Annotated in this window: 25 protein-coding genes and 3 tRNA genes; 14 read left to right on the top strand and 14 right to left on the bottom strand. The window is 59.1% G+C overall.

Features of this window, described 5'->3' with window-relative positions:
- Positions 1–26: 26 nt before the first annotated feature.
- Positions 27–1,136: an endonuclease/exonuclease/phosphatase family protein gene (locus ACQZ48_RS08450; RefSeq protein WP_089153204.1), complete on the top strand. Its 1,110-nt coding sequence runs from the start codon at positions 27–29 to the stop codon at positions 1,134–1,136.
- A 9-nt stretch (positions 1,137–1,145) separates the two neighbouring features.
- On the opposite strand, the gene ACQZ48_RS08445 is transcribed toward ACQZ48_RS08450, so the two are convergent.
- Entirely contained in the window at positions 1,146–2,885 is a 1,740-nt protein-coding gene (locus ACQZ48_RS08445; protein WP_191218470.1) for a GGDEF domain-containing protein, read from the bottom strand.
- A 213-nt stretch (positions 2,886–3,098) separates the two neighbouring features.
- Between ACQZ48_RS08445 and ACQZ48_RS08440 the strand changes: the two genes are divergently transcribed.
- A tRNA-Thr gene (locus tag ACQZ48_RS08440) sits at positions 3,099–3,174 on the top strand.
- A 227-nt stretch (positions 3,175–3,401) separates the two neighbouring features.
- A complete protein-coding gene (locus tag ACQZ48_RS08435; RefSeq protein ID WP_077981742.1) occupies positions 3,402–3,971 on the top strand; it encodes a hypothetical protein in 570 nt (189 codons plus the stop codon).
- A gap of 90 nt (positions 3,972–4,061) precedes the next feature.
- On the opposite strand, the gene ACQZ48_RS08430 is transcribed toward ACQZ48_RS08435, so the two are convergent.
- Positions 4,062–4,415 (bottom strand): nuclear transport factor 2 family protein, encoded by a 354-nt coding sequence (locus ACQZ48_RS08430; RefSeq protein ID WP_173989447.1) that lies wholly within the window; start codon positions 4,413–4,415, stop codon positions 4,062–4,064.
- Between the two features lie 394 nt (positions 4,416–4,809).
- On the opposite strand from ACQZ48_RS08430, the gene ACQZ48_RS08425 reads away from it, so the two are divergent.
- Positions 4,810–5,412 carry a J domain-containing protein gene (locus ACQZ48_RS08425; protein ID WP_077981744.1) on the top strand — a complete coding sequence of 201 codons (603 nt, stop codon included), beginning with the start codon at positions 4,810–4,812 and terminating at the stop codon, positions 5,410–5,412.
- Positions 5,413–5,431: 19 nt separating this feature from the next.
- On the opposite strand, the gene ACQZ48_RS08420 is transcribed toward ACQZ48_RS08425, so the two are convergent.
- Both ACQZ48_RS08420 and ACQZ48_RS08415 read right to left on the bottom strand, forming a co-directional pair.
- Entirely contained in the window at positions 5,432–6,040 is a 609-nt protein-coding gene (locus ACQZ48_RS08420) for a DUF922 domain-containing protein (RefSeq protein WP_173989445.1), read from the bottom strand.
- A gap of 159 nt (positions 6,041–6,199) precedes the next feature.
- Entirely contained in the window at positions 6,200–6,655 is a 456-nt protein-coding gene (locus ACQZ48_RS08415; RefSeq protein ID WP_077981745.1) for a PRC-barrel domain-containing protein, read from the bottom strand.
- Between the two features lie 163 nt (positions 6,656–6,818).
- Between ACQZ48_RS08415 and ACQZ48_RS08410 the strand changes: the two genes are divergently transcribed.
- Entirely contained in the window at positions 6,819–7,244 is a 426-nt protein-coding gene (locus ACQZ48_RS08410; protein WP_077981746.1) for a DUF1801 domain-containing protein, read from the top strand.
- 34 nt (positions 7,245–7,278) lie between these two features.
- On the opposite strand, the gene ACQZ48_RS08405 is transcribed toward ACQZ48_RS08410, so the two are convergent.
- The 3 genes from ACQZ48_RS08405 to ACQZ48_RS08395 all read right to left on the bottom strand — a co-directional run bounded on the left by ACQZ48_RS08405 (position 7,279) and on the right by ACQZ48_RS08395 (position 11,791).
- Positions 7,279–8,247 carry an alpha/beta hydrolase gene (locus ACQZ48_RS08405; protein WP_448728730.1) on the bottom strand — a complete coding sequence of 323 codons (969 nt, stop codon included), beginning with the start codon at positions 8,245–8,247 and terminating at the stop codon, positions 7,279–7,281.
- A gap of 55 nt (positions 8,248–8,302) precedes the next feature.
- Positions 8,303–11,281 carry an excinuclease ABC subunit UvrB gene (gene uvrB, locus ACQZ48_RS08400; RefSeq protein WP_448728729.1) on the bottom strand — a complete coding sequence of 993 codons (2,979 nt, stop codon included), beginning with the start codon at positions 11,279–11,281 and terminating at the stop codon, positions 8,303–8,305.
- A gap of 126 nt (positions 11,282–11,407) precedes the next feature.
- Positions 11,408–11,791, bottom strand: coding sequence for a winged helix-turn-helix transcriptional regulator (locus ACQZ48_RS08395; RefSeq protein WP_077981749.1), 384 nt, complete (start codon positions 11,789–11,791; stop codon positions 11,408–11,410).
- 157 nt (positions 11,792–11,948) lie between these two features.
- On the opposite strand from ACQZ48_RS08395, the gene ACQZ48_RS08390 reads away from it, so the two are divergent.
- Positions 11,949–12,560 (top strand): NAD(P)-dependent oxidoreductase, encoded by a 612-nt coding sequence (locus tag ACQZ48_RS08390; RefSeq protein ID WP_374638339.1) that lies wholly within the window; start codon positions 11,949–11,951, stop codon positions 12,558–12,560.
- A 12-nt stretch (positions 12,561–12,572) separates the two neighbouring features.
- Positions 12,573–13,049: a nuclear transport factor 2 family protein gene (locus ACQZ48_RS08385; protein WP_077981751.1), complete on the top strand. Its 477-nt coding sequence runs from the start codon at positions 12,573–12,575 to the stop codon at positions 13,047–13,049.
- A gap of 67 nt (positions 13,050–13,116) precedes the next feature.
- On the opposite strand, the gene ACQZ48_RS08380 is transcribed toward ACQZ48_RS08385, so the two are convergent.
- The 4 genes from ACQZ48_RS08380 to ACQZ48_RS08365 form a co-directional block, all read right to left on the bottom strand.
- On the bottom strand, positions 13,117–14,481 hold the full coding sequence (locus ACQZ48_RS08380; protein WP_077981752.1) for a PepSY-associated TM helix domain-containing protein: 1,365 nt from the start codon (positions 14,479–14,481) through the stop codon (positions 13,117–13,119).
- A 47-nt stretch (positions 14,482–14,528) separates the two neighbouring features.
- Positions 14,529–14,933: a DUF2946 family protein gene (locus tag ACQZ48_RS08375; RefSeq protein ID WP_077981753.1), complete on the bottom strand. Its 405-nt coding sequence runs from the start codon at positions 14,931–14,933 to the stop codon at positions 14,529–14,531.
- Positions 14,934–15,046: 113 nt separating this feature from the next.
- Positions 15,047–15,439 (bottom strand): acyl-CoA thioesterase, encoded by a 393-nt coding sequence (locus ACQZ48_RS08370; RefSeq protein ID WP_077981754.1) that lies wholly within the window; start codon positions 15,437–15,439, stop codon positions 15,047–15,049.
- 76 nt (positions 15,440–15,515) lie between these two features.
- Positions 15,516–16,403, bottom strand: coding sequence for a TrmH family RNA methyltransferase (locus ACQZ48_RS08365; RefSeq protein ID WP_374638337.1), 888 nt, complete (start codon positions 16,401–16,403; stop codon positions 15,516–15,518).
- 209 nt (positions 16,404–16,612) lie between these two features.
- Between ACQZ48_RS08365 and ACQZ48_RS08360 the strand changes: the two genes are divergently transcribed.
- Together ACQZ48_RS08360 and ACQZ48_RS08355 are read left to right on the top strand one after the other, a co-directional pair.
- A tRNA-Tyr gene (locus tag ACQZ48_RS08360) sits at positions 16,613–16,697 on the top strand.
- A 25-nt stretch (positions 16,698–16,722) separates the two neighbouring features.
- Positions 16,723–16,796 (top strand) — tRNA-Gly (locus tag ACQZ48_RS08355).
- A gap of 190 nt (positions 16,797–16,986) precedes the next feature.
- Here the strand turns inward: ACQZ48_RS08355 and ACQZ48_RS08350 are convergent.
- Together ACQZ48_RS08350 and ACQZ48_RS08345 are read right to left on the bottom strand one after the other, a co-directional pair.
- A complete protein-coding gene (locus ACQZ48_RS08350; protein WP_269823588.1) occupies positions 16,987–17,181 on the bottom strand; it encodes a hypothetical protein in 195 nt (64 codons plus the stop codon).
- Between the two features lie 128 nt (positions 17,182–17,309).
- Positions 17,310–17,630, bottom strand: a complete 321-nt coding sequence (locus ACQZ48_RS08345; RefSeq protein WP_077981756.1) for a BA14K family protein — start codon at positions 17,628–17,630, stop codon at positions 17,310–17,312.
- Between the two features lie 241 nt (positions 17,631–17,871).
- Between ACQZ48_RS08345 and ACQZ48_RS08340 the strand changes: the two genes are divergently transcribed.
- The 3 genes from ACQZ48_RS08340 to ACQZ48_RS08330 all read left to right on the top strand — a co-directional run bounded on the left by ACQZ48_RS08340 (position 17,872) and on the right by ACQZ48_RS08330 (position 19,318).
- A complete protein-coding gene (locus ACQZ48_RS08340) occupies positions 17,872–18,321 on the top strand; it encodes a hypothetical protein (RefSeq protein WP_077981757.1) in 450 nt (149 codons plus the stop codon).
- 279 nt (positions 18,322–18,600) lie between these two features.
- Positions 18,601–18,825, top strand: coding sequence for a hypothetical protein (locus ACQZ48_RS08335; protein WP_448728728.1), 225 nt, complete (start codon positions 18,601–18,603; stop codon positions 18,823–18,825).
- A gap of 124 nt (positions 18,826–18,949) precedes the next feature.
- A complete protein-coding gene (locus ACQZ48_RS08330) occupies positions 18,950–19,318 on the top strand; it encodes an MliC family protein (protein WP_137410637.1) in 369 nt (122 codons plus the stop codon).
- 462 nt (positions 19,319–19,780) lie between these two features.
- Here the strand turns inward: ACQZ48_RS08330 and ACQZ48_RS08325 are convergent, their stop codons facing one another.
- The gene (locus ACQZ48_RS08325) at positions 19,781–20,413 is read right to left on the bottom strand and encodes a TerC family protein (protein WP_077981759.1); all 633 of its coding nucleotides are present in this window, start codon (positions 20,411–20,413) and stop codon (positions 19,781–19,783) included.
- 400 nt (positions 20,414–20,813) lie between these two features.
- On the opposite strand from ACQZ48_RS08325, the gene tuf reads away from it, so the two are divergent.
- Entirely contained in the window at positions 20,814–21,989 is a 1,176-nt protein-coding gene (tuf, locus tag ACQZ48_RS08320; RefSeq protein WP_065113659.1) for an elongation factor Tu, read from the top strand.
- 251 nt (positions 21,990–22,240) lie between these two features.
- The gene (locus tag ACQZ48_RS08315; protein WP_077981789.1) at positions 22,241–23,134 is read left to right on the top strand and encodes an NAD-dependent epimerase/dehydratase family protein; all 894 of its coding nucleotides are present in this window, start codon (positions 22,241–22,243) and stop codon (positions 23,132–23,134) included.
- Positions 23,135–23,163 lie beyond the last annotated feature (29 nt).

Raw genomic sequence — 23,163 nt, 5'->3', positions numbered from 1 at the left:
TTTCCGTCCAGCAATAGGAATGAAACATGTCGCTTCGGCTTGCCACTTTCAACATCGAAAATCTTCTCACCCGTTTCGATTTCACCGGTTTTCGCAACCAGACGCGGCGCGACAGGGCGATCCAGCTCTTCGATATCAGGGATGAGGCGACCTATCAGGCGCTGGAAAGCGCGCGGATGGTGGCTTCCACCGACGATACGCGCCAGCTTTCGGCGCTCGCCATTGCGGATGCGGATGCGGATATTCTCTGCCTGCAGGAAGTGGACAACATGGCCGCGTTGCAGGCCTTCGAATATGGTTATCTCTATCGTATGGTCGGCAATGGCTACCTGCAGAAATATCTGGTTGAGGGCAATGACGGCCGCGGCATCGATGTGGCCGTCGTCATGCGCGAGGAGACGCGCGACGGCGACAGGATCGAGGTGGTCGATATCAAGAGCCATGCCGCGCTCACCTATCGCAATCTCGATCTCTTCAATCCCGCGCTTGCCGCCACAAACCAGATCGACGACAAGATTTTCAAACGGGATTGCCTGGAAATCGATCTGCGGATCGGCGGCAAGCCGCTGACGCTTTACGTCACGCATTTCAAATCCATGACCAATGCCCGCGATGCGGTCGACGCCCGCATCGCCACCATGCCCATCCGCGAGGCGGAGGCCATGGCCGTGCGCCGCATCATTGAAAACCGCTGGGGCGTGGGCAGTACCCGCAACAAGAATTTCGCGATCTGCGGCGATATGAATGATTATCAAGAGCGTGTCGCGATTTCCGGCGACAGGCGCAGTGGCTACAGCTTCGAGCCCGTCGAGGAGGAGCGCAGCGCGCTCGATATCTTCACCGCCGATGGTTTCGTGGTCAATCCGATGACGCGCCGTGACGTCATGGATCGCTGGACGCTCTACCATTCACGCGGGCCGCAGGAACAGCATCTGTGCCAGCTCGACTATATCTGGCTGTCCCCGCGTTTGGCGGAGACGAACGCCACACATGTTCCCGACATCATTCGCAATGGACAGCCTTTCCGGACGATATTCCCGCCGGGACAAGAGGTCGAACGTTATCCCCGCACCGGCTGGGATCGCCCGAAGGCTTCCGATCATTGCCCCGTGGTCATGACGCTGGATTTGATCTAGGCGATGCTCCTAGCCGTTCGCGACCTTTGGAAAATAGGTTGCCCAGACCCGGTTGCGGCCCGCACGCTTGGCTTCGTAAAGCCGGTCGTCGGCGATGGCGATCAACTCGTCCCAACTGTTGATCGCGCGTGCTTCCTGCCAGACCACGCCGAAACTTGCCGTCAGTGACAGGCCGCTTTGCGCGTCGATGGTCTGGGATTCGATCAGGCGGCGAAGACGGTCGGCCGTCGCCGTCGCCGTGGCGTGGCTGACATTCTGCAACACGACGACGAATTCCTCGCCGCCATATCGGGCAAGAATATCATCCTTGCGCAAAGCGCTGCGCAACAGGCTCGCGGTCTTCTGAAGCGCGATGTCACCCATGGCATGGCCGTAACGGTCGTTGATCGATTTGAAATGGTCGATATCGACAATCATCACGCCGAGCGACTGACATTGCTCCTCGCCCGTCAATATGGAGCGAACCGCCTTTTCGAGTGCGCGGCGGTTGAAAACGCCCGTCAGCGCATCGGTTTCGGAAAGGGTGCGCAACTGTTCGGCCAGCGCACGCTGCTGGTTTTCCATTTCGCCCTTCTGGCGAAGCTGTTCGCGCAGGAAATCCAGTTCCTCGAACATCTTCTTCACTTCCGGAGCAACCCTGTCCTCATGATTGCCCTCGGAAAGATCACCGCCGGCGATGGCGGCGATCTGCGCCTGAACGGATTGCATCGGCCGGAACAGCGCGGTTTTGTAAACCGATGTCAGCCGCAACAGCACCAGCACAGCAATGCCGGCGAGAAAGAGCGACGTTCCGCCGTAGATCAGGGCCTCGTGCTTTTTCCTTTCGATCCGCGCGCGCGTTTCGGACAGAATGAGGTCGCGCAACGTGTCGGACGACCGCATGCCTGCAATATAGTTTCTGGAGAATTCAAGAGCGCTTGGCTGGGCGGATGGCACGGCCATCACGATCGTATTCTGCGCGTAAAGCAAAGCCTGACTGAAATATTGGGTTTCAAGATCGCGCAATGCCGCGTCCAGTCGCGGCGTCGACAGATAGGCGGCGGTATAATTGGTCAGCGATGCTTTCAGCGACAGCAGGCTCTGCATCTCGGTGTCGAACTTGGCGCGATAACGGAGCTTTTCCTGCCTGTTCGCCTTGAGACTCATGATGACATAAGAGCCGAGGCGGCCGATCCGGTCCCGCATCACGCCCGCCGTACCCGTCAGTGCGATGTCGATCGCCACGTCGGGCGTTGCCTTGATGATGGCGCGTGCGGCCCTGCCGCGCAGCAAGTTGACGCTGTCCGCCGCCCTGAACATCGATGAAATCGCGTTGGACATCGCGCCGTGGTTGCGTATGTCAGGGGAGAGCGCGGCGACCTGATCGACCAGTTCTCGCGATTGTTCGAGAGCCTGGCGGGTTTCAGCAAGTGACTTCGCCAGTTCGGGCTGCGTTCTGATATCTTCGGTGAAGGAATTCTCCAGCTCCGACAGCTTGTCGTCCGTTGCCTTGCGCGCGGTCGCAAGCCCTTCGATCAGCCCCTCATCCGGCACGGATGCGCCCATCAGATTATTGGCGGGGCCTCGCTCTGCCGATACCAGCCATGCGGACTGGAGAGCGGTTTCAAAGCGGGTGAGCTGCGCGGCATTGGTGCGATAACGTATATAATTGTAGACGCTGGGCAGCGCGGCAAGGGTTGCCAGCAGGATTGAGCTTACGGCGATGATGATCGTGCCTGTCAGCTGGATTTTCTGTATGCTCGCGCGCATATGATGCGTTGTTCTCACTGGAATGGTCATGTTTCATCGCCATTCTAGTGACGCTGCGTAAATACTTCGCTTATTTTCCGGGCCCTTTGCTACAATCGCGATCATGCAAACAGACCGGCTGGCAACGGTGTGGAAAAGCGGTCTGTCGATGCCATGGCGTCAGTTTTTGCTTTACACCAAGTCAGAATCTGATAGTTGGCAAGGCACTGGCTTGCCCTTGTAGCTCAGTTGGTAGAGCACCTGATTTGTAATCAGGGGGTCGCGGGTTCGAACCCTGCCGGGGGCACCAGTAAAATCAATCCCTTTATCTTGAAATCTATTTGCTTGAACGCGCCGCGTGACGGGCGGGCTTTGCGGCTTCCGTCCTGCCAGTCCCGCGGGACTTTCGCTTCAGGAGGCCGGTCCTTCCCACCATAAGGCGAGATCGGCAAGGGCGGGGCGTCCGCCAGAGTTGTAAAGCCCGAAGGTTTAAGCATATTGTTCGGCGGATAAGTTGAGCAACAGCGGGCGCTTTCAATGGATGCATATGGTCATTTGCGGATATTGGTAAGCCTCATCCTCGGTCTGGCCATTACCAGGGTGTTGTCCGGACTTTCCAGAAGGCTGCAAGAGCCGCAGAAAACCGACCGTATGCATGCGCAGATCGTATGGTCGATTGCCCTTCTTCTTGGAGCTGTCCATTTCTGGTGGTGGGAGTTTGCCCTGCGGCTCATCCAGAACTGGAATTTCTGGATATACATCTTCGTTCTGGTCTACACGTCGCTTTTCTTTTTGATGTCCACGCTGCTTTATCCCGATCACATTCAGGAATTGTCCGAACGGGAAAGTTTTTTCGTGCGCAGGCGACATGCGTTCTTTGCCCTGTTTGCCGCCTCGTTCGTCTTCGATCTGGTGGACACCTACATCAAGGGCAGGGAGCATTTCGAACAGCTTGGGCCATGGTATCTGGCAAGGATAGTCGGCGGTCTGCTGATTGCTGTCGTGGCGATGAGAACCGATAGCAGCCGCAAAATCATGTGGCTCGGTGTTATCTGGCTCTTCTTTAACGCCCTCTGGATAACGGCGATCTACAGCGACCTGTTCTAGTTCATTCAGCGGCAGAATAACCGGATCGCGAGCCGCTGCTGCAAGTTGAATGCGCAAGCGCACAATGCGGGGTGGCGGTTTCGACGAGGCCTACGGCTTTATGTGATAGAGCTTGTGCACGATAAACCAGTTGCCGTCGCGTTCCAGCAGGGAGAGATATTCGTAAAAATCCATACCGTCGAAACGGGTCGTCAGCTTCACAGAAGCGCTGTCGCCTTCCTTGTCGATGCCCATGATTTCAAAAGCGGGATCGTGATCGGGCAGGCCGCGTTCGCTTTTGCGCAACTGGTCGACAAAATCCTCCAGGGACAACCATTCGATTTCGCCTTCGAAGGTTCCGACGATGCTGGCGCGCGGATCGAAAACGTCGCGCATCAGGCTCTCATCCGCATAGGCCATGGCATGGATGTAGTCCGTGACGGTCTGGGTAATCGTTTGCGGCATCGGATCGTCCTCCCTCCCAATCCAAAAGCCAAGCTTACACCCGTTGGCGTCTTTCCACCATAACCCCCTGAAAACGCGCCTGTTACGCTTCTCCCGGTGGTGTTTTCCGGCCGGTTGCGGCAGGCGCTGTGCAAAACCGTGCGGCATGTTTTGCACGGCTTTCCACAATTTTGTCCCGCCTGTCATTATAGTCGCCTTGGGTCGGACAAATTTCGGCATCAAGGGCTTTTCCGTCCGTTGCGATGCGGCGTGCCGCGAGGCTTTGTGTGGGCTTTGCCGGTTTAACCGCAGGGGCGGGGTGCCGCGCCGGGCGGAATTGGCCTATGATCCGCCCGCGTGCCAGACGGGAGCGGTGTTGGCGTGCGGGTAACAGTTTGCGTTTGAAGGTGTTTTTGTGATTGATCCCTATGTTTTGCTTGGCGTGGAGCGCGATGCCGACGAGGCGGCGATCAAGTCGGCCTACCGCAAGGTGGCCAAGGCCGCCCATCCCGACAGCGGTGGCGATGGCGAGCAATTCGCGCGCCTGCAGACGGCCTATGAGCTGCTGAAGGATCCGGTGCGTCGCAAGGTATTCGACGATACTGGCTATGATCCGCAGCTTGCCGACGCCAAGGACCTCAAGGGCCTGCTGATGCTGGAAACGCTGGTGAATGAATTCATTCTGGATGAGCGCGAACCCGGCAGTTTCGACCCCGTGGCCGCCATGCGCCGCAAGCTGACCGACGATATTCTGAAAAGCCGTTTCCATATTCTCGAGCTGGAACGGCATCGTACCCGGGTTCGCAAACATATGGACCGTCTGGGCCGCAAGCCGGAAACCGATGTGCTGAGTTCCATGCTGCGTGCCCGCAGCCAGTCCATCGCCGAAGCCATCCGCAATGCCGAAATCCAGATCGAGGCGATCGAGCAGGCCTATACGATGCTTGAAGGTTATTCCTACGAGCTGGAAAGCGTGACGCTGGCCGAGCCCTTGCTGAAAGGCGAGGCGGCCGAATAGACGACCGTTCAGGGGCCGTTCAGGGGCCGTTGACGAGGGCGAGGATGAGTTGATGCACCCGCCCGCCGGGAGAAAGCTCGTCCCGGTCGAAATCGCGGCCGCGCTGGCGCTGCTCGTTGGAAAGCTCACCCAGGCGTTGTTGCAGAACGGCGCGCACCTTCTGGCATTTTGGATCGTTCTCCGCCCGCAGCCCGATGCTGAAGGCTTCGATCTTTTTCACCATGTCGAGAATGTGGTCACCATGGACGCGTTCGTGGGTCTCCACGCCGGAAATGAAGCTCCTCCAGCTGGCGGCGACGGCGGGCGGCAGATTGGCGGGCGCTTTCGGCCAGGTGTAGATGATGGTGAGATTGGGCCTCGCGGTGGCCAGCACGCAGGCGCCATCCGGCTGCGGACGATAGTCCCGCCGCCATGTCAGCTTGAAGGTCGTGTGGGCAATCGCCTGCACACCGGCGGTCGGACCGCGCTCGCCGATCGACTGATAAAGCGCACCGCCCGTATTGCCGCTGATGGCATAGGTTTTTATCTGCTCGGCCGGTTTCCAGTCGGCCGCCTGCGCTGACAGCGGCAGGGCGCAGAGCGCGATGATGGTGCTGATGGCAAAGGAAAAGAGGCTATTGGCGGGCACGCAACGATCCTTGGTGATTGGCGCGCCGAAGATAGGCGAGAGGCGCGCCGTCAGGCAAGTGCCGTCCGGCGGGGAGCACCGGGTTTTCCGATAACTCGCCACATATGAAAACCCCCGCGACAGGGCGCGGGGGGACAAGCTTGCGGACTGCAGGGGTAATCAGTCGTCCAGCTTGTCGTAATCGAGCTTCGGAGCGTTCTGAAGCGATTCCTTTGTGGTGTCGACATAGGCCTTCCAGGTGCCGTTGTCGTTGTGAACAGCGACGGAAGCCGGGTCGAGCACCACATAGCTCTTGTCGATGCCGAGGAAGCCGCCGACACTGGCCACAAGGCCGATCACCGACTTGCCGTCGCCGATGACGACATCTTCGATTTCACCGATGTTTTCGTTCTGGGCGTTATAGATGTCCATGCCATCGAGCTGGGAGGCGGTAAGGTCGGTCTTCTGAACGTTGACGAACTTCAGCGGGGCGCTGGCCTTGGTGCCCATGGTAATACCGGGGCCGGACAAAGCGGCGTCCGCGCCGGCAGCAGGAGCAGTCGTGGCCGTCTGGGCAAAAGCCACGGAAGAGGAGAGCGCTGCTGCCGCAGCGAGAGCGATGACATTGATTTTCATGATGTTTCTTCCCTTTGTATGCTGAACGTTGCGTTCGGGGAGGAAACGATGGGAGGCGGATTTGGTTCCTCATGGGAGGACAGGAAAATTTCGTCTATGTTGAAAGCCGGAACAGAGGCACAGCAGGTCGGGAGTGGCCTCGCGGCGAAATCAGGAGGGCATCATGGCAAAAAAGGTTACGGAAAAAGACGCGGAGGAGATCGCGGCCTCCGACCTCATCGACCGAAAAATTGCGGAACTGGCCGACTGGCGCGGCGATCTACTCTCACGCATCCGTGCGGTGATCCTGAAGGCCGATCCAGGGGTGATTGAGGAAGTGAAATGGCGCGGCGTGCCGGTCTGGTCACATGCCGGAATCCTCTGCACGGGTGAAACTTACAAGAGCGCCGTGAAGATGACATTTATGAAGGGCGCTTCGCTTGAAGACCCGGCCAGCCTGTTCAATTCCAGCCTGGAAGGCAATACGCGGCGGGCGATTGATTTTCACGACGGGGATGTCGTGAATGAGGAGGCGTTGGCGGGGTTGATACGGGCTGCGGTGGCGTTGAACCTTGCGGAAAAGAGCGGGAAGAAGCGGCCCATGAGATGATCGGTCTGTCTCTTTTGAAAGGGTGGGTCGCGCCTCAATCCCCGGCGATATCCGCAGCCTTGTCCCACTCCCCATCGATAAACTTCAGTGCATCGATGATCGAAACCTTCCACACCGACCAGACGTGATCGCCATCGGTCACCCGCAGCTCGGATTTGCGCTTGTCGGCCTGCAGAGTCTCGTGCAGGGCGATGGCGCCGCGCCAGAGGAAGAAGCCGTCATCATCGCCGACGGTCAAATAGGTGGCGGGCAGATCCTCGTTTTCGGCGACATGCTGGGCGACGAGGGTGAAGACGTTTTTCTCGTTAAAGAGCCTCGCATCGAAAGGCGTGCCGAAGGCCCCGGAGAAATGGTCGCCGGTGGACGGCAGCACGATGCCGCTGGTGATTGTGGTGCGGTCGACCTGATGGAAAAAGGCGCTGTCCTGAATGAGCTTCAATTCGGTGGGCGTCTTGTCGAGATCGGAGACGGGGACGTTCTGCCAGATGGCGCCGGACAGGCTGGCGACGGCGCCATAGAGGTCCTCATGGCCATAGGCCAGATGCAGGGCGCCGAAACCGCCCATGGAGAGACCGGCAATGGCGCGGCCTTCACGGTCCTTGCGCACGGGCAGGGTTCTTTCGATCTGGTGGCGCAGGTTACCCGTCAGCGCGGCTTCGTAGTCACCGGGGCCGCCGACAGCGGCGGAATCGACGTACCAGCTGTTCTTGACACCGGGCATGACGACCACCAGCGGGCGAATGGCGCCTGCTGCGATGAGCGTGTCGAGGGTCTTTTCAATATTGCCGAGATCACGCCAGCTGTTCTGGTCGCCATCATGGCCGTGCAGCAGATAGAGCACCGGCCAGCCGTTTTCGGGCGGTACACCATCCGGGCGGTAGATATTGACGGGAAGCGGCGCGTTCAGGGCCGCACTGTGGAAGGTGGCGTCTTCGATCTGGCCGGCAAGCGCTGAGTTACTGAACAGGAGAAGGAACGATGCGGCAAGGTAATGTCGATGCATATTCCTTCCCACTTCCAGCGTCGTTAACTGCATCCTTGCAACCTTCGCATACACCTTACCGCCCCGGCCGGCCCGTCTTGCCCTTGGTTCGGCTCTTGCGCTTCTGCTCCCCGGCATCCTCATAGGAACCCGCACCGATCTTGCCGCGGACCAGCGGTCTTGGATCGTCCGTGGTCCGTTCCGGCTGGCCCTCCATAAGCGGTGAGAAGCGTTTTCCGGCCTCGGTTTCGGGCTTGTCGGGCACCGCGCCGCGCACGGGCTTTTCGGTTCTTCCCACCGTCATCTCGTCCAGCGTGTTCCTGCGGAACAGCGGTTTTCCCGCATCCGAGCCAGGGCCCATTTCATCCAGAGAGGGTTTGGCGAAGAGGGAGTTGCTGCTTTCGTTCGCGGCGTTACCCCCCTCTGTCCTGCCGGACATCTCCCCCTCAAGGGGGGAGATCGACTCGTGGCGGGCGCTCGTTCCGCTTTTCCGGGACTTGCCGCCACCCTCGAGCGATTTGGCCTCTTCCTTCGCCATCGGGTCGTCCATGGTCGCCAGTTCGGCGGCCTTGAGGCGTTTGATTTCGTCGCGCAGGCGGGCGGCTTTTTCGAAGTCGAGATCGGCGGCGGCGTCGCGCATGGATTTTTCCAGCGCGTTGAGATGGGCCTGCAGATTGTTGCCGACCAGATGGCCGCCATCGGCGAAGCCCTTGCCGGAAACGCCAGAAATATCGGCCCTTACGTGGTCGCGCTCATAAACAGAATCAAGAATATCGGAAATCTTCGCCTTGACCGATTCCGGCGTGATGCCGTGTTCGGCGTTGTAGGCCATCTGCTTCTCGCGGCGGCGGGCGGTTTCCTCCATCGCCCGCTTCATCGAGCCGGTGATGTTGTCGGCATAAAGGATGACCTTGCCGTCGACGTTGCGGGCGGCGCGGCCGATGGTCTGGATCAGCGAGGTTTCCGAGCGCAGGAAACCTTCCTTGTCGGCATCGAGGATGGCCACGAAACCGCATTCCGGGATATCGAGACCCTCGCGCAAGAGGTTGATACCGACAAGCACGTCGAAAGCGCCAAGGCGCAGGTCGCGGATGATCTCGATGCGCTCCAGCGTGTCGATATCCGAGTGCATGTAACGGACGCGGACGCCCTGCTCGTGTAGATATTCGGTCAAGTCCTCAGCCATGCGCTTGGTCAACACGGTGCAGAGCGTGCGGTAACCCTTGGCCGCCGTCTCACGGATTTCGCCGAGAACATCGTCCACCTGGCTGCGGGCGGAGCGCACCTCCACCGGCGGGTCGATCAGGCCTGTCGGACGGATGACCTGTTCGGCAAAGACGCCGCCGGACTGTTCCATCTCCCATGAGCCGGGGGTAGCAGAAACCGCGACGGTGAGCGGGCGCATCGCGTCCCATTCCTCAAAGCGCAGTGGGCGGTTATCCATGCAGGAGGGCAGGCGGAAGCCATATTCGGCCAGCGTCGCCTTGCGTCTGAAGTCGCCGCGATACATGCCGCCGATCTGGCTGACGGAGACATGGCTTTCGTCGATGAAGAGGAGCGCGTTGTCAGGGATATATTCGAACAGCGTCGGCGGCGGCTCTCCGGGGTTGCGGCCGGTGAGATAACGCGAATAGTTTTCGATGCCGGCGCAGGAGCCGGTCGCTTCCAGCATCTCGATGTCGTAGCGGGTGCGCTGCTCCAGCCGCTGGGCTTCCAGCAGGCGTCCGGCCTTTTCAAGCTCGGCGAGGCGGACCTTCAGCTCTTCCTTGATCGACTTGATCGCACCGTTCAGCGTCGGGCGCGGGGTGACATAGTGGGAATTGGCGTAAATCTTGACCGATTGCAGATCGCCGGTCTTCTGGCCGGTCAGCGGGTCGAATTCGGTGATGGAATCGATCTCGTCGCCAAACATCGAGATGCGCCATGCGGCATCCTCTAGGTGGGCGGGAAAGATTTCGATGGTATCGCCGCGCACGCGGAAGGAGCCGCGCTGGAAATCCATGTCGCGGCGTTTGTATTGCTGGGCCACGAGGTCGGCCAGAAGCTGGCGCTGGTCCAGCCGGTCGCCCACCTGCATCTGGAAGGTCATGGCGGTGTAGGTTTCCACCGAGCCGATACCGTAGATGCAGGAAACCGAGGCGACGATGATGCAGTCATCGCGCTCCAGCAGCGAGCGGGTGGCGGAGTGGCGCATCCGGTCGATCTGTTCGTTGATCGAGGATTCCTTCTCGATGAAGGTGTCGGAGCGCGGCACATAGGCTTCCGGCTGATAATAATCGTAATAGGAGACGAAATATTCCACCGCATTGTCGGGGAAGAAATTCTTGAACTCCGAATAGAGCTGTGCGGCCAGCGTCTTGTTGGGCGCAAGGATGACAGCCGGGCGCTGTGTGGCCTCGATCACCTTGGCCATGGTGAAGGTCTTGCCCGAGCCCGTAACGCCGAGCAGGACCTGGCTGCGTTCGCCCGAATTGATGCCTTCCACGAGGTCGGCAATGGCGGTCGGCTGGTCGCCGGCGGGCTGGTAGTCCGAGGCCATGCGGATGGCGACGCCGCCTTCGGATTTCGGCGGGCGGGCCGGCCGATGCGGCGTCCACAGCTTGCCGTCCTTGAACAGCGGATTGCCGCTCTCGATCAGCTTCGACAATGCATCCACGGTTGCGGTGACGGCGCCCGGCGCGAGGTTGGCCGCGTCCTCCAGCGATACGTCCATGCCGGCGACCGGATTGAGACCGGCGGCGGCGCGGGTTTTCGGATCGCTCGATGCGCCGATCGATACGCCGCGAGATGTCTTGGAGGCCGTGGTGTTTTTGGCCGTCTTCGACGCGGCTTTCTGCGCTTCCTTGCGCGCCTCGATCTCGATCTTCTTGCGGTGCTTGCCCGCCTTCGAAGCGATTTCGCGCTGGGTTTCCACCGAGCCGGCCTCGGCTTCAGCCTCGAGCTGCTTCACCCAATCGGCGACGCTGCCGCTGAGCGGCGCACCTTCGAATGACGATTGCGGAGCTTCCTCGAAGCCGGAGGGCGAGGAGGTGGAGTTTTTCGGTGATCTGGCCATGGGCGAAATATGGAGGGAGTCCTTCGCAAAGTGAAGGGGAGGCGGTGAAAAAATGAGTACAAAAAGGAAACGAAGCGGCGGAACGAAATTCGGATGCATGCGTTGCGGGGCGGCTGGAGACGTGCCTCAGCCGCCATTGTCGTTTTCCGAATATTCCAAACGCGCCTTGCAGATGCGGACATGGTTCTCATCGGCCCATTGCACCAGCAATTGCATAGGCACCAGAAACGAGCGGCCGAGATTGGTCAACTCATATTCCACGCGCGGCGGTACCTGCGCATAGAGCGTGCGGCGAATGAAGCCGTCTTCCTCCAGCCGCTTCAGCGTGCGTGACAGCATCTGCTTGGAAATATCGTTGATCCTCCGGTTCAGCTCGTTGAAGCGCAGAACGCCGCCCTGGAGGGCTTCGAGAACCAGCAGACTCCATTGATCGCCGATGCGGTCCAGCACGTCGCGGATGGGGCAGGGCTGCTCGAAAGTGAAGATTTCCCTGGTCTGCGTATCCGGCATTGTCCTTACCCCTTGCCCGTTTTTTGTGCCTTCAAGGTCATCGCCGTGTGACCAGATCACCGGCGGCTGACTTCTTGCGGTAAACTTCGCTATACCATAGCTTTGCTCTACGGTCTATTATTTAGACTAATGACGATAACAGCAGAGGAAAGAAGCCATGGCTAAAATCGCGCTCATCGGCGCTTCCGGCAATGCCGGGTCCCGTATCCTGAAGGAACTTTCCGACCGGGGACATCAGGTGACGGCAATCGCCCGCAATCCAGAAAAGATCGCCAGCCTGCCGAATGTGGTGGCAAAGAAGGGCGATGTTTTCGATCAGGCAGGGCTTTCGGGACTGCTCAAAGGTCACGATGCCGTGATCAGTTCGGTGCATTTCACCGCCAGCGATCCGGCAACGCTGATCGAGGCCGTGCGCGCCTCCGGCGTTCAGCGCTATCTCGTCGTCGGCGGCGCCGGCAGCCTTGAAATCGAACCGGGAAAGCGTGTGGTCGATCTGCCGGATTTCCCGGCTGCCTATAAGGCCGAAGCGACAAAGGGGGCGGAGTTCCTGGACCGCCTGAAACAGGAAAAGCAGCTCGACTGGACCTTCCTGTCGCCCTCCGCCGAATTCGTGCCGGGCGAAAGAACCGGCAAATTCCGCATCGGCAGGGATAGTCTCCTCAGCAACGATGAGGGCAGCCGCATTTCCTTCGAAGACTACGCCATCGCGCTTGTCGATGAAATCGAGAAGCCGCAGCATTCCCGCCAGCGTTTCACCGTCGGTTATTGAGAGGTATCGCCCATGAATTTTGTGACACGTCGTCTTGCCGTCGCCACCCTTGCCCTTGCACCCGCGCTGCTGGCCGCACCGGTTCTGGCGCAAACCGCAACGCGGGATTTCGCGCAGGAAGAGGCCAACCGCAAGCTGGTGATCGAGTTTTACGACACGGTCTTCAACAAGCATGAAGTGGAGAAGGGAGCTGCCGTCCTTGTCGACAGCTACAAGCAGCACAACCCGATGGTGCCGGATGGCAAGGCGCCGTTCGTTAATTATTTTACCGGCTTCTTCAAGGAAAACCCGCAGTCGAAAGCGCGGATCGTGCGTAGCGCCACGGATGGCGATCTGGTCTATCTGCACATCCATTCGACGGAAAATGAAGGCGATCGCGGCAGGGCCATCGTCGATATCTTCCGCGTCACCGATGGCAAGATCACCGAGCATTGGGACGTGATCCAGCCTGTTCCGGAAACAGCGGCGAACAATAATACGATGTTCTGAGGGCCGTCGCCGTCGCATTGCCAATAGCAGGGGAACAGCCGGGATTTTCGCCCGGCTGTTTTCATTTTCAGATTGCACGTCGTTTCTGGCGCGACTGTACGATCAAATCCAGCACCAGCATGGCCAGCAGGCTCGCGCCCACCAGCGGGAAAATGACGCCGCCGATGGCGAGTATGGCGAGCAGACCGTACAGGACGCGTTTTTCCTGCGGCAAAGGCGGCACGCCGAGTGACCCTTTCGGACGGCGTTTCCACCACATGACGCCGGCAGACACGGCAAGCAGCACAATGCCGATACAGGCCGCCAGAAGTACGATCTGGTTGGCAAGGCCATATTGCTGGCCCAGATGCACGTTGATGCCCCATTCCAGCGCCTTGCCGAGCGGGCCGTAATCGGCGTAGCTCATATCGATCAGCGGTTTGCCGCTATATTGATCGAGATGGATGACACGTTGCTGCGCCAGATCGTCGGGATAGACGGAGCCGCTATAGACGCCCGTCGGTTTTCCTGGCAGGGCGACAGCGTAACCGGCGGCAAGGCCGAGCGCGTCGAAACGTGCTATCGCCTCGTCGATCCCGATTGGCTGGCCTGCGGCGGAATGGGTGGATTCCGGTATTTTCGCCTGCTCCAGCGACCAGCTCGTCTTCGCGACGTGGTCGAGATGGTCTCCCGACATCGGAACATCGGTGCGAATGCCCGCCGGATATCCGAAGTTGCTACCATTCGCCCATTCATTGACCTTGGCGCCCCAGACGCCCGACCAGGGCATGCCGGTGACCGCAAGGAAAACGATGAAAAAACCGACGAAAATGCCGGTGACGGCATGGGTATCGCGCCAGAATACCCTTTTTTTCGGTGTGCCGCGCACGGTCACGACACCGCCGGTCTGCTTTCGCGGCCACCAGAGATAGATGCCGGTAGCGACAAGAAGGATGGACCAGCCGGCGGCGATTTCGATCAGATAGCGGGCATAGGTACCGAAATATTTCAGGCTGTGGAGGTAGCGGATCGTCCACATGACGGTGCCGCGATCCGGGAGGGAACCGGCCACCTCTCCGGTATAGGTGTTGACATAGACGGCCCGCTTTCCATCCGCCGTATTGACGGTGATTTCCGTCGACGCGCCCGGATCGGCGGGAGTGGTATATTTGACGGCTGTGCCGGGAACGGCCGCAAGCGCTGCGGCCACGATCTCGGAAGGCAGGGCTTTCGGCGCGTTTTGCACCACCTCCACACGCTTCAGGTCCGCATGGATGAGATTATCGAACTCATCCCGGAAGAGATAAAGCGCACCGGTGACGGCGAGCGATATCATGAAGGGCAGGACGAGAAGACCGGCATAAAAATGCCAGCGCCATACGGCGCGGTAAAGATTTATGGACGAGGAATGCGCAGGCGCACGCTCGCCCTCGAAAGAGGTCGTAACGGACATGGATGTCTCCGCAAGAGAATTGATTTTCCGGCAGGCCGGACAGTGTTCTAGCGCTGCGGAGCGGAGGGAGGTGCGCGTGGGCGCGATTCCAGATTGGGCGGCGATGGCGGCAACGCCGCGTCGACGTTCAGGAAGGCGACTTCGACCGCGGGGAGAATATTGTCCGCGCGCTCGATGGGAATAACCGGAAGAGCGGCGGCCGTGGCCGAAGCCAGACGGCAGAGCGTGCCGCAGCAATCGTCGGCTATCTTGCCGGCTGGGTTCTGTTTGCCGGAGCCGCCTTCCGGCATATGGCTGGAGCAGATGACTTCATCCGCTGCGAGCGCGGCCATCGCCATGTTGCCGCTGGTCAGACCGTTGGCGAGACCCTGCAAAAGGAAAAGCAAAACCGCCAGCATGGCGATGGCGCCAGCCGAACTTCTGTCTTGCATGATCATGCGAATGAATCCCATGCAGTCGCAATGTCACATTTGCGGAGAAATGTCACCGCGACACAATGACGGCAGGGTGCTGGCGCGCTTGCCGAGCATGCGGAGCGGCGCTGGACCCAGCGCCGCTCCGCCAATCATTCCGCTGCCGGAATGGGAGTGGGTTGTCCGTTCTCGTCCATCGCCACCATGATGAAGGTTCCGGCGGTGACTTTTTCCAGCTTGTCATAACGCGACCGCTGCGCCCAGGCTTCCACCGTCAGCGTGATGGAGGTGCGGCCAACGCGGGCGATATCGGTATAGATCGACAGGGTATCGCCGATCTTCACCGGCAGCTCGAAGGCCATTTCCTTGACCGCCGCTGTGACCACGCGACAGCGGGAACGCTCCGCGGCGCGGATGCCGCTCGCCAAGTCCATCTGCGACATGACCCAGCCGCCGAAAATATCGCCGGCCGGATTGGCGTCGGCCGGCATGGCGAGCGTTCTGAGCGTCAGCTCGCCGGTCGGTTTGATGGTCTGGTCGGTCATGTTGAGATGTGCTCCGTGCGAATGACAAAGGCGCAGCATGCGTTGCGCTTTGCGATTTCGCAAGGAAGGGAAAGCGTCAGGACGACGCTTTGCCCAGAAATTGCTGCGTTGCATAAAGGGCGATGGCTGCCGCATTCGAAACGTTGAGCGATTTGATCTCGCCGGGCATATCGAGCCGGGCGAGTGCCGAGACGGTTTCGCGCGTTTTCTGGCGCAGGCCCTTGCCCTCGGCGCCCAGCACCAGCGCGATTTTATCACCGCTGAAGGTCCGCTCGATAGGGGCGGGGCCTTCGGAATCCAGGCCGACGGAGAAGAAGCCGAGCTTGTGAAGTTCGCCTAGCGCATCGGCCAGATTGGTGATCTGGATATAGGGAATGAGTTCCAGCGCGCCGGAGGCCGATTTCGCCAGCACGCCCGACTCGGTCGGGCTGTGGCGCATGGTGGTGATGACGGCGCCGGCGTTGAAGGCGACCGCCGAGCGCATGATCGCGCCGACATTGTGCGGATCGGTGACCTGATCGAGCACGAGGATGAGCGGGCTGTCCTTCAGCGCGCCGAGACGCTTGACCGGCAGCGGCCGGGTTTCCAGCATCACGCCCTGGTGGATGGCCTCGGGGCCGAGCACACGGTCGATATCCTGAGGCGAGACCATCTCGACCGGGAAGGGCTGGGCATCCGCCTCGCCGATATCCAGCCGCGCAAAGGCGTTCTGGGTGACGGAGAGCTTGACGATCTGCCGTTCGGGATTGGCGAGTGCCGCACGCACGGTATGCAGGCCGTAAAGATGCACCTGGTCGGGCGCAAGCTGCGGCGGCTTCCAGTCGTCTGCGCCGCGGTTCTTGCGCTTCGGCTGCTGCGGGGTGGGAATTTCGCCGCGCTCGCGCTTGGCGTCGCGCACGGCGCGGCGCAGGTTGGCATAGTGCGTGTCGCGGGTGGATTTGTTCTTGGGATCGTCTTTGCTCATGGCGCCTTATATCTCCGGGACGAGGCGCGCACCAGCCCCCGCGATAATCCACAGGGCGGTAAAGAGGTTTGAATTTTTTCCCGAAAATTCGTGAATGGGCGTGTTGACAGAAACGAACGAGGCCGTCATATACGCGCCACAGACGACGCAACGGCGCTTCGCCGCAGCGAAATCTGAAGAGCTTGGTCGCTCGATCCTAGCAGAAAGCTGGAGGGATGCCCGAGTGGTTAAAGGGGACGGACTGTAAATCCGTTGGCTACGCCTACGTTGGTTCAAATCCAACTCCCTCCACCATTCTGCACGGATCGAAATCACCACCGCGGGTATAGCTCAATGGTAGAGCAGCAGCCTTCCAAGCTGAATACGCGGGTTCGATTCCCGCTACCCGCTCCAGCGACTCTTCCCATCATCACTCGATCTTCTTTTACGCTTATTTCGTCGCCCTGTTTTTTCGGCGGAAACATGCGCCCGTCTTTGGGCACTTTTCGACTGTTGACACTTTTCAACTGTGGGATGGCGTTCCGCCTGCGCTTTGCGATGGGGTCTGACTGCATCTGTGGGTTTTGGCCATGCTCAATCGTCTTCAGTATGCCTCAAGGGCAGACTGGATTCGCAGTTTTTCCGCGTCCAGCTCGCTCAACCGTCCCATATGGGCCGTAATTTCCTCAAAGACCGAGGTCCGGTCCGTTTGCGACAGGCGCTCAACATGGCGCAGGGCGGAAATCACCTCGATCAGGTCAAGTCGCTCCTGCTCCAGCTTTTCCAGATTCCATAACATCGCGTTTTCCCCGTTGGCAGCTGCATGAACGGCTTGCAGGGATAAAGGTTCAGATCAATAGAATTTAAGGTAAATTTTATCTTCCCCGCATCGGCCCGGCTGGAGATCCAGCCCAGGCCTCGGTCTTTTCAATAGGGCGAGCGGCATTGCGTTCGTGTCCCGGCAGGCGCCATATAGCTGTTATCCGTGGGGTGGTAGGACGTGTAACGCGCCGCACACCATTTTATATGGTTGATCTCGGCTGGCGACAAGGCGTAGCCGTTGGACACGGCCTCTTCACCTTTGCCCGCTGCAAAGGCAGAGGCGGGATAGCCTCGCTCATCTGAAGCCTGTGCCTGAACTTTGTAGGCCGGCGGTATGAGGCTCAGCGCGTTGGCGGGAACGACCGCAGCGGCAGATATCGCGACGCCAAGAGCGAGCGCGGAGATGGTCTTCGGCATCCTCAACATCGATAAATCCTCGTTATTCGTTCGGTATGCTAACGAAAACTTAGGAAATTCGTTCCGCTGGAGGCTTGACGTCACACGAAGACGTGATTCTGCGACGTCGGCTTCATCGGTAAAACGCTGTCCGCGATGAGCGCGTTTTATGCCCGTTCAACCGGACTTTGTATCCGTGCCGCACGGCTCGTTGACAAGCGCAAAATCCGGTCGGATAGTCGCCCGGCAATCATGCAAACGGGAGCCTTCAATGTTTAACAGGGTTGTCATTCTCTCATCCTTTGCGCTGCTGACATCGGCGGCGTTTGTCTCCCCCGCAGCCGCACTCACCATGAAGGAGTGCAGCGCGAAATATCAGGCGGCGAAAGCCGACGGGTCTGCCAAGGACGTCAAGTGGAACGACTATCGCGCCAAGTTCTGCGGCAGCGAGGCGGCAGCCGAGGATGCGGCCGACGACAAGCAGGTCGCGGCCACCACCGAAAAAGAACCCGAAAAAGCGACGACAAAGGCCCCGAAGGGCGTCGCTTTTCCGCGTGCTGTCGATAAGAAATATTCAAGCGAGACGCCCGCAAAGGCACGCCTGAAAACCTGTGCCGACTCCTACCACAAGAACAAGAATGACGGCACGCTCGGCGATCTGAAATGGATCCAGAAGGGCGGCGGCTACTGGAGCCTGTGCAACACGGCCCTGAAGAGCTGAGACAGGCGGGCGGCTGGCCAAGTACCGCCGGCATTGGCGCGTTATCCGACACGGCTTCGGATAACGCATTAGTCGTTGGGTCGTGATCGTTTCCCTTGGGCCTTTTCCCTGCCGCCATTGGCCGGCAGATGCGGATATCGCATCTTGTCCGCGATCAAGACTTGTCGCGGATCAGTCCGTTCCTTGACGGTGGGAAATCCGTGGTTGGGAGCAACCCCGTTTTCGGGCGGGTAAAATCTGCGAATGGCTTGCGATTCAGTCTCTTGATAGAAAGATCTGATGCTGCGGGTTGATCCGCAGCCAGCAATTCAACGGCTGCGGCTGTCCGATGACGGTTCGCTGGCAATGTGGGCTGATGACCAGACGATTTCGAAACTATCTCACCGTGCTGGCCATATCGCTGTTGATGTGGACGGTGATCCTTGGCGTGGTTTATTGGCTGTTTCGATAGTTTCCACCAGGCTTGCCGGCCTGAATGAAACTGCCGCAAGGCTTGTTTGGTGAGAAAGCCCCAGGTTCGCCTATGAGGCCGATATTCCCAAAAAATTTGAGGTGTTGAGAGACGTCCGCCCCATTTCGGCTTTGCTGGCGTGCCCCTATGGTTCGGTGAAATCAGGAAAGGGTCATCATGAAAAAATCCGTTGCCGCGACATGCCTTGCAGTTTTCTCTACGTCGATTGCGACCGGCGCCATGGCTGAAGACCTGGTGATTCCTCTTCCGAAAGACACGACGGTCGAAAAGGTTGAGACCGTCTACCAATGCGCTGCCGACAAGGTGGAGGCCGTCTATTTCAATGCCGGTGAGATCAGCCTCGTTCGGCTGGGGCTGAAGGATGGCGTCACCGTTGCCGCAAATGTCATTTCCGGCTCGGGAGCGAAATATCAGGGCGGCATGTATGTCTGGTGGTCGAAGGGTGATGAGGCGGATCTTTACGATCTGATGGCCGATCCGCAGATGAAGCAGCCGGTTCATTGCATCGAGACCAAAAAATCCTAAACGTCTGCTCGTTTCCGCAAAGGAGCGGCGGCAGGGCGGTTTGTGACAACCTTGCCATGCCGCCGGTCAGCGTGGAAGTGCGCGCGCGGCGCGTTCAGCCAAGAACGAGCGACGCAAGAAGCGCCAGCAGGATGAGAGAACTGGCGACAACGCCGAGCCTCACCCTGCGAAGGCGGCGGGTACGTCCGCCGCTCCAGTCATAAGCCATTGGCAGCTTTACCTTTCTTTTTATTATTATGACTTATTGATTAGCTCCCTAGGCTTGCCCGTGCCTGACCTCAATTGCCAGAATCCATCGGCGAAAATTCACGATTTTCCTGTTCTCTCCCGATGTTGCAGCAAGTGCTTCGATTGATTCTTCCTGTCCCTCGACAGTGAGGCGGCTTCATGGACGCAAGTCATGGAAAAGGCCCGGAAACGGGTGTTTCCGGGCCTTCTGTAGAAGCGTTTCTGGTAGCTGTTTCAACTCAGATAGGTCTGGAGATGGGGCAGAACCTCGAGCGTACCGTGATACAGCATGTTAAGGGCCACATAGATGATGACCATTAGGCCGAGATAGGAAATCCAGCGATAGCGGTGCAGCAGCTTGGCGACGAAGTTGGCGGCAAGGCCCATGAGCGCAATTGAAACGACGAGGCCGATGATAAGCACCGTCACATGTTCCTGCGCAGCGCCGGCGACGGCAAGGACGTTGTCCAGCGACATGGAAACATCGGCGATGACGATCTGGGTCGCGGCCTGGAAAAAAGTCTTATGACCCTTGGTCAGGTCGGCCTCTTCGTCCGTCACCTCGTCTTCGATGGAACCTGCGGCCTCACGCAGTTCGACCCACATCTTCCAGCACACCCAGGCAAGCAGCAGGCCACCGAACAATTGCAGGCCGACAATGGCGAGAAGCTGCACGGTGACGGCGGCAAAACCGATGCGAAGAACCGTGGCGGCGATGATGCCCACCAGGATCGCCTTGCGGCGAAGGTGAGCGGGCAGACCGGCTGCGGCAAGGCCGATGACGATGGCGTTGTCGCCCGCCAGCACGAGGTCGATTGCGATAACCTGTAGGAATGCCGTGAAGCCGGCGGCTGTGAAGATTTCCATGGGATGGTCCTGAGGCGGTGCAGAGGTCGCGAAGGAGGCGACGGATCGAGGTATGGCGTGGATGGCGCGCCCGCGACGGATTCCAGTCGCCCGTCTCTCCCCGGCGATGACATGTCCTTAAGCCATCATGCCGGTGCAGGTAAAGAAGTTGTGATGGAAATATCTTATTTAGTGATCGACTATTCCGTAGAAGGGAGCCGCCGGGCCGGCGTCGGCTTCGTCCTCGCGACGGTTTGAATGTCGCAGATCAGATACCATATACGGGCCTCAAGGCACGCTTTGGGCGCGCGCGAAGACGCTTTCACAATTAAGTCTTGCGCATTCGCTTACAAAGCCTTAAACGGCGACACCAAACCGGTGCGCCGGGGAAACTACTTCACGTTCACAGGAAGCAATTCACATGGCAAAGAGCAAGTTTGAGCGGACGAAGCCGCACGTCAACATTGGCACGATCGGTCACGTTGACCATGGCAAGACGTCGCTGACGGCGGCAATCACGAAGTTCTTCGGCGAGTTCAAGGCGTATGACCAGATCGACGCCGCTCCTGAAGAAAAGGCGCGTGGTATCACGATTTCGACGGCGCACGTTGAGTATGAGACGCCGAACCGTCACTACGCTCACGTTGACTGCCCCGGCCACGCCGACTACGTGAAGAACATGATCACGGGTGCAGCGCAGATGGACGGCGCGATCCTGGTTTGCTCGGCTGCTGACGGCCCGATGCCGCAGACCCGCGAGCACATCCTGCTTGCCCGTCAGGTTGGCGTTCCTGCGATCGTCGTGTTCCTGAACAAGGTCGACCAGGTTGACGACGCCGAGCTTCTGGAGCTCGTCGAGCTTGAAGTTCGTGAACTTCTGTCGTCCTACGACTTCCCGGGCGACGATATTCCGATCATCAAGGGTTCGGCGCTTGCTGCTCTTGAAGACAGCGACAAGAAGATCGGTGAAGACGCGATCCGCGAGCTGATGGCAGCGGTTGACGCCTACATCCCGACGCCTGAGCGTCCGATCGACCAGCCGTTCCTGATGCCGATCGAAGACGTGTTCTCGATCTCGGGTCGTGGTACGGTTGTGACGGGTCGCGTTGAGCGCGGTATCGTCAAGGTTGGTGAAGAAGTCGAAATCGTCGGCATCCGTCCGACGTCGAAGACGACGGTTACCGGCGTTGAAATGTTCCGCAAGCTGCTCGACCAGGGCCAGGCCGGCGACAACATCGGCGCACTGGTTCGCGGTGTTAACCGTGACGGCGTCGAGCGTGGTCAGATCCTGTGCAAGCCGGGTTCGGTCAAGCCGCACAAGAAGTTCAAGGCCGAAGCCTACATCCTGACGAAGGAAGAAGGCGGCCGTCATACGCCGTTCTTCACGAACTACCGTCCGCAGTTCTACTTCCGCACGACGGACGTGACGGGCATCGTTACGCTTCCTGAAGGCACGGAAATGGTTATGCCTGGCGACAACGTCACCGTTGACGTCGAGCTGATCGTTCCGATCGCGATGGAAGAAAAGCTGCGCTTCGCTATCCGCGAAGGCGGCCGTACCGTCGGCGCCGGCATCGTTGCCTCGATCGTTGAATAACGATCGCTAACGATGCCGTAAGCCTGCCGACGGCAATTAAGATGTGCAAATGGCGCGCAAGCGCGATTTGCACGCGGCGCCGGCATCGTGGCTTCGATCGTCGAGTAATCTTTTCCCGCAAGGGATTTGAGAAAACCCCGCTGGAGACAGCGGGGTTTTTTGTTTTGTGCCGCACGGCTCAGAGGAGAGAATAGCTTTCGTTCTTCTCTCCGGGCTGCTACGTCATTGCCGGGGAGATAATGGGGAGTATCATGAAAAAGCGCATTCTATTTACCGGCGGTTCCGGCAAGGCGGGAAGGCATGTTATTCCTTGGCTTATCGACAAAGGGTATGAGGTTCACAACATCGATCTCGTGCCTCTCGACAGGCCGGGCGTGACCAATCTCATCGTCGATATCAGCGACAGCGGGCAGGTCTTTAATGCCTTGTCGATGCATAGCAACTTTGCCGAGCTTGAAGGCGGGAAGGGCGTTCTGCCCTATGACGCGGTGATCCATTTTGCCGCCGTTCCCCGCATTTTGATAAAGCCTGATAACGAGACGTTCCGCATCAATACGATGGGAACCTACAATGTTATCGAAGCCGCGGTGAAGCTTGGTATTCGCAAGATCGTCATCGCATCAAGCGAGACCACCTATGGCGTCTGCTTTGCCGAAGGCGATAAAGATTTCCATCATTTCCCGCTTGAGGAGGACTACGACGTCGATCCGATGGATTCATACGGACTGTCGAAAGTGGTGAATGAAAAGACCGCGCGGGCCTTTGCAGAGCGAAGCGGATACGACATTTACGCGCTGCGAATCGGTAATGTCATCGAACCTCATGAATATGAGAAATTTCCCGACTTCTTTGCCCGTCCTGAGACGCGTAAACGCAATGCCTGGGGTTACATCGACGCGCGTGATCTCGGTCAGATCTGTCATTTGTGCGTCGAGAAGGACGGTCTCGGCTATCAGGTCTTCAACGCCGTCAATGATAGTGCGACGGCGACGGTTCCCACGCGAGAGCTTGCGCGGACATATTTCCCTGGCGTGCAATTTCGTCGCGATATCGGGGACCATGAGGGATTGATCTCCAACCGCAAGATTCGCGAAGTTCTGGGTTTCAGGGAAGAACATGACTGGCGGAAATACGTCAAACCCTGACGGGTGCACGATTTTCGGGGGCGGAGTGG

This window comes from Agrobacterium sp. 22-209-1, assembly GCF_053522485.1.
Note: the sequence above shows the minus strand (reverse complement) of the source record. Positions and strands in the feature narration are given on the sequence as shown.